We start from the raw sequence: 5260 nt of genomic DNA on the forward strand, positions 1-5260 counted from the left end.
GCCTGCCTGGCGGCAGGCCGTTACCGGCCTGCACACAAAAAAACTGACAGTCCCGCCGCGATGGACGGCGTAGCCGGCCCGATGCCGCAACTCCAATTCACCAAGATTCAACTTGCCAGCCTGCTTGGCAGAAGGCCTACACTCGAAACTCGCAAGCTGGACGACAATCACTCATCACGCCTATAAATGGCCTGGATACCAATGTCACCCGCGCACCCCTACTCAAACTTTCCAACTGCCAACGAATGAGCTCATGACTCTAGCCATCCGCCCAGCCACACCCGACGACCTCCCCGGCATCCTCGCCATCTACAACGATGCAGTGCACAACACGCTCGCCATCTGGAACGAAGTCCCGGTAGATCTCGCTAACCGCCAAGCGTGGTTCGACGCCCGTCAGCAGCAGGGTTATCCGATTCTGGTGGCGGTGGATGACACGGGCGTATTGGGCTACACGTCGTTCGGTGACTGGCGCCCCTTCGAGGGCTTTCGCCTGACCGTGGAGCATTCGGTGTACATCCGCCAAGATCAGCGCGGCAAGGGCCTGGCACCACAGTTGATGGCGGCGCTCATCGAGAAGGCCCGCGCCTGCGGCAAGCATGTGATGGTGGCCGCCATCGAGAGCGGCAATGCCGCCTCGATTCGCCTGCATGAACGGTTGGGGTTTGCCGTGACTGGGCAGATGGCTCAGGTGGGGATGAAGTTCGGTCGCTGGCTGGACCTGACCTTCATGCAGTTGCAGCTGGATACGGACGCCACACCCCGGTGCTAGCGCCTAACCGCGCATAACCTCAGCCAGCTTCAGCTCGTACCATCCTCTGGCAGGATCGGCGCCTTTCGTATAGTTGTCGTTGGCATAGCTGCCCAGCTCCTCCTTCACGCACTTGCCATTTTTAAAGTACAAGACGGTAGGCGCGCTGAGGGCAAATGTGGGCTTTTCGCCAGCGGCACTGCTGGATGACGCGGGTCTCTCGACGGACACCTTGAACGTGTCGGCGTCGGCCTGTGCTAGCGCCAGCGGGACTCTCACGAACGTGATAGCGGGGTCGGCGTGCGCTGACCACTGCTCCAAGTACGCGCTAACGGCGGGGCTGGCCTTGCCCGAATCCTTGAAGAGTTCGACGACAACCACGCCTCCACTGGAGATCGGCTTGATGTAGTCGTTTTTATCCTTGGCAGTCACGATGCTCATTGTCGAAACCTCTTTGTCTGATAAGACAGCTCAGGCTTGAACTATGAGAAACGCCGACCAGATCGTCTACTGACAAAAATGTCAGACGCCGCCCGCTCAACACTGCGTAAACCGCCCCAACTGCTGGCGCAACCTGCTGTTCTCGGTACGCAGATGCCGCACCTCGTCGAGCAGTTCCAGCGCCAGCGCCACGCCTTCCCATTCCAGTTGCAACTGCTGGTGCATCTTCACCGCGCGCTTGGTGAGCAGCGGCGCCTGATCGTCGAACAGCCAGTCTTGCGGCGTTCGACCCCGTGGCTCGACGATGCCATGCTCGACGATCTCGATCACGTAGTCGGCCGACACGTCGGCTTCACGGCAAAGGGTGGGCATGTCCAGTTGCACGATCAGGGTGCTGCTCATGGTCACTTGCTCCAGTTGGCCCTCGGGTCGAAGGCGGCCTGTTCGGAAAGCTGGGTCCATAGTGCGCGGGTAGCGGCGTCGGACTGGCTGGGCATCACCACCTTGAGCTGTGCGTAGAGATCACCGCGCTCGCCCTGCTTGGTGGCCAGACCCATGCCCTTGACGCGCAACCGCTGGCCGCTCTGGCTGTCGGGGCGGATGGTCAGGTTGATCTTGCCGGTGAGGGTCGGGACCGCGACCTTGGTGCCCAGTGCGGCCTCCCACGGAGCCAGCGGCACGGTGATGACCAGATCGTGGTTTTCGACATCGAACTGTGGGTGCGGCGCCAGACGAATGGTCATGAACAGGTCGCCATTGGCACCACCACCCAGGCCCGGAGCGCCTTGGCCCTTGAGGCGAATGCGCTCGCCGTCGGTCACACCGGCAGGGATTTTCACGTTCAGGGTCTTGGTGGTGAAGCCAGTGCGCTGGCCCATCGCATTGCTCTGCGGCACCTGGAAGCTGATCTGCTTGGATTCCTTGCTCAGGGTTTCCTCCAGGAACACCGCCAGCTCCAGCTCCACGTCCTGCCCTCTGCGAGCGCTGCTCTGCTGCTGTCCGCGACCGAACGGGCTACCGCCACGGGCACCGAACATCGAACTGAAGAAGTCGGAAAAGTCGTTGTTCTCGAAGCCGCCGCCACCGCCGCGATTTTCCCAGCCAGGCGGTGCCTGGAACGGCCGACCGTGCTGGCCGCCGTACTTGCGGATCTCGTCGAACTCGGCGCGTTTCTGGGCATCGCCCAGGACTTCATAGGCCTCGTTGGCCTCTTTGAATTTGTCCTCGGCGTCGCGCTCCTTGCTGACATCCGGGTGATATTTGCGCGCCAGCTTGCGATAGGCGACCTTGATGGCCTTGTCATCTGCGGTCGGCTCGACGCCCAATATCTTGTAGTAGTCTTTGAAGTCCATCCAAGGGTCACCAATGTGAAGTTACGTATTGCAACTGAAGATAAGGGCCAAGGATAGCCGTTCAAGGCCTGCTTGGGCGCTTCTTGCAACGGATGACCGGTCTTGATTTAGCTGTCGACTCGCATACACTGCGCGGCCGTTTTGCCTCCGGAAGCTTTTCTTCATGTCTGACCTCTCCCCGGCCCGCGCCTGCGGCATCGACTTCGGCACCTCCAATTCCACGGTCGGCTGGCACCGCCCGGGCGTCGATTCGCTGATCGCGCTGGAGGACGGCAAGATCACACTACCGTCGGTGGTGTTCTTCAATCTTGAGGAACGGCGTCCGGTGTACGGCCGCCTGGCCCTGCACGAATACCTCGAAGGCTACGAAGGGCGCCTGATGCGCTCGCTGAAAAGCCTGCTGGGCTCCAAGCTGATCAAGCACGACACCAGCGTGCTGGGCACCGCCCTGCCCTTCAAGGATCTGCTGGGCATGTTCATCGGTGAGCTCAAGCAGCGCGCCGAGGCCAATGCCGGGCGTGAGTTCGAACAGGTGGTGCTGGGCCGCCCGGTGTTCTTCGTCGACGAAGACCCGGCCGCTGACCAGGAGGCCGAAGACACCCTGGCCGAGGTGGCGCGCAAGATCGGCTTCAAGGAGGTGTCGTTCCAGTACGAGCCGATTGCCGCAGCGTTCGACTATGAAGCCAACATCAGCAAGGAAGAGTTGGTCCTGATCGTCGACATCGGCGGCGGCACGTCCGACTTCAGCCTGATTCGCCTGTCACCCGAACGCCATCTGCTCGCCGACCGCCACAGCGACATCCTGGCCACCGGCGGCGTGCACATCGGCGGCACCGATTTCGACAAGCAGCTCAGCCTGCAAGGGGTGATGCCGCTGTTCGGTTACGGCAGCCGGATGAAGAGCCAGGCCTTGATGCCGACCAGCTATCACCTGAACCTGGCCACCTGGCACACCATCAACGCGCTGTACTCGAAAAAATCCCAGCTGGCCCTGGCCAGCATGCGCTACGACATCGAGGACACCCTGGGCATCGATCGTCTGTTCAACCTGATCGAACAACGCGCCGGGCACTGGCTGGCGATGGAAGTGGAAGCCAGCAAGATCGATCTGACCGAACAGCCGGCCCGGCGTATCGACCTCAGCCGGGTCGAGCCTGGGCTGAGCGCCGAGCTGACCCGCGACCTGTTCGAAAGCGCCATCGATGGCCTGCTGGAACGGGTGCGTGCCAGCGTGCGTGACTTGCTGGGCAAGGCGGGAGTGAGTGAGCAACAAGTGGATACGGTGTTCTTCACCGGCGGTTCGAGCGGTATTCCGGCGCTGCGTAACAGCGTGGCCGCCATGCTGCCCAACGCTCGACACGTAGAGGGCAATATATTCGGCAGCATCGGCAGCGGCCTGGCGATCGAGGCGCGCAAGCGGTATGGGGCGGTCTGAGGGCGGGTAGCCAGGACTCACTGGCCTTCTGCGGATCAGATAAGCCGCGTGAGCACGAGCCAGACTAACGACTCGTTCAATCCTACTGCCAGAGACCCGGACCAGGGCGGCTTCGCCGGCCCAAGACAGGCGCGGATGTCGCTAACGATCCGTCGGCTGCAACTGATAACCGCGCTCTTGCAAACACGCACCGAGCGTCTGCTGATACACCTGCAATACCTGGGGCGCTGGCGCATACGGCGCGTTGCCCGGATCAAAACCTGACTGGCCCACGGCCCAGCGATAGCAATCGTAGGTGTCCTGCTCCTGCTGCTGAGGGCTTTGGCCGTTCACCGGGTACGCGCTGATCTGAGGCGCTTGCCCAGGCACCGGCTGCGGCTGCGGCTGCGGCTGTGGCATCGGCATCGGCATCGGCTGCGGTATCGGTCGAGGCGCGTTCGGATCGACCACCACGTACTGGCCACTGCCGGGCAGGTATTGGTAGTAGACACCCGCGACCACGAACAATGGCTGGCCATTGAGCGCAACCTCCTGGGCATAGTCGGGCAGCCCATCCACACGCAAACCATAAGGCGGGGTGATCACCACATACGAGCGACCATAAGGCCGGTACCAGTAGCCACCGGAATAGAAATAGTCCTGCCCCTGATACGGCACTTTCCAGTACTGCCCGGCGAAGCCATCCACCCGATGCCCTGGCCGATACTGCGGCCCGCCACCCCAGCCATTGCCGCGTCCATCAGGCCGCCCTGGCCAGTTGCCGCCCGGCCGTTGCCCTAGGCCGCCGGCCTGCCAGTGGCGAGAGTCACCCTCCCGGCGGGGAATGTCCTGGTAGTAGCCAGGACGCGGTGGCTGCGTCTGCCAGACCTCGTCACGGGAATTGAGCGGCGAGCGGCCCATGCCCGCCTCGTCAGCCGGCCCCGGCCCTTGCAGCGGTCCCTCGGCCAATGCACCGGCTGCCAGGCTCATGCACAGCATCCCCACACTGGCCCGATGGCTGAATCCTGACTTCATGCAATGACCCTCAAGCATCGGCTGCGATATCGCTGTCGAGTCTACGCTGCGGCCAAGGCTGTGTACGAGCGGTGTCTGTACCTGGTCCAGTCAGCGCGCAGTGCCGCAACCGATGCCGATAGATGTGCAGACGGCGCAGCTTGGCGGCCTTCCCAGCATCATCTCGGCACGTCAGCGCACTGCACACCGGGCCCAAGGACCGTGGCAAACGCCAGGATCGAGTAGGAGGCGGATTCACATCCGCCGTCCTCTCACACCACCGTGCGT

At 62.5% G+C, this 5260-nt stretch carries 7 protein-coding genes; 3 read left to right on the forward strand and 4 right to left on the reverse strand.

The features are described 5' to 3' along the window. On the forward strand, positions 1-186 hold a 186-nt coding region (locus RT028_RS19870; RefSeq protein WP_312937144.1), incomplete at its 5' end, for a hypothetical protein. Between the two features lie 67 nt (positions 187-253). Then, the gene (locus tag RT028_RS19875; RefSeq protein ID WP_312937146.1) at positions 254-772 is read left to right on the forward strand and encodes an N-acetyltransferase family protein; all 519 of its coding nucleotides are present in this window, start codon (positions 254-256) and stop codon (positions 770-772) included. 3 nt (positions 773-775) lie between these two features. On the opposite strand, the gene RT028_RS19880 is transcribed toward RT028_RS19875, so the two are convergent. From RT028_RS19880 to cbpA, 3 genes are all read right to left on the reverse strand, one after another. Then, positions 776-1192, reverse strand: coding sequence for a hypothetical protein (locus RT028_RS19880; RefSeq protein WP_312937148.1), 417 nt, complete (start codon positions 1190-1192; stop codon positions 776-778). Between the two features lie 96 nt (positions 1193-1288). Further along, positions 1289-1594 carry a chaperone modulator CbpM gene (locus tag RT028_RS19885; RefSeq protein WP_312937150.1) on the reverse strand — a complete coding sequence of 102 codons (306 nt, stop codon included), beginning with the start codon at positions 1592-1594 and terminating at the stop codon, positions 1289-1291. A 2-nt stretch (positions 1595-1596) separates the two neighbouring features. Continuing rightward, positions 1597-2544 carry a curved DNA-binding protein gene (gene cbpA / locus RT028_RS19890; RefSeq protein WP_312937152.1) on the reverse strand — a complete coding sequence of 316 codons (948 nt, stop codon included), beginning with the start codon at positions 2542-2544 and terminating at the stop codon, positions 1597-1599. A 163-nt stretch (positions 2545-2707) separates the two neighbouring features. Between cbpA and RT028_RS19895 the strand changes: the two genes are divergently transcribed. Beyond that, complete coding sequence (locus tag RT028_RS19895) at positions 2708-3979, forward strand: Hsp70 family protein (protein WP_312937154.1); 1272 nt, start codon at positions 2708-2710, stop codon at positions 3977-3979. Positions 3980-4120: 141 nt separating this feature from the next. Here the strand turns inward: RT028_RS19895 and RT028_RS19900 are convergent, their stop codons facing one another. Beyond that, entirely contained in the window at positions 4121-4993 is an 873-nt protein-coding gene (locus RT028_RS19900) for a DUF6515 family protein (protein WP_312937155.1), read from the reverse strand. Positions 4994-5260: the final 267 nt, after the last annotated feature.

It is taken from the genome of Pseudomonas sp., from assembly GCF_032058845.1.
Taxonomy (GTDB): domain Bacteria; phylum Pseudomonadota; class Gammaproteobacteria; order Pseudomonadales; family Pseudomonadaceae; genus Aquipseudomonas.

What these genes read in the sequence shown, in the direction of transcription:
- RT028_RS19895 (WP_312937154.1), top strand. Translation starts at nt 2,708, where the DNA reads ATGTCTGACCTCTCCCCGGCCCGCGCCTGCGGCATCGACTTCGGCACC.
- RT028_RS19880 (WP_312937148.1), bottom strand. Translation starts at nt 1,192, where the DNA reads ATGAGCATCGTGACTGCCAAGGATAAAAACGACTACATCAAGCCGATC.
- RT028_RS19900 (WP_312937155.1), bottom strand. Translation starts at nt 4,993, where the DNA reads ATGAAGTCAGGATTCAGCCATCGGGCCAGTGTGGGGATGCTGTGCATG.
- RT028_RS19885 (WP_312937150.1), bottom strand. Translation starts at nt 1,594, where the DNA reads ATGAGCAGCACCCTGATCGTGCAACTGGACATGCCCACCCTTTGCCGT.
- RT028_RS19875 (WP_312937146.1), top strand. Translation starts at nt 254, where the DNA reads ATGACTCTAGCCATCCGCCCAGCCACACCCGACGACCTCCCCGGCATC.
- cbpA (WP_312937152.1), bottom strand. Translation starts at nt 2,544, where the DNA reads ATGGACTTCAAAGACTACTACAAGATATTGGGCGTCGAGCCGACCGCA.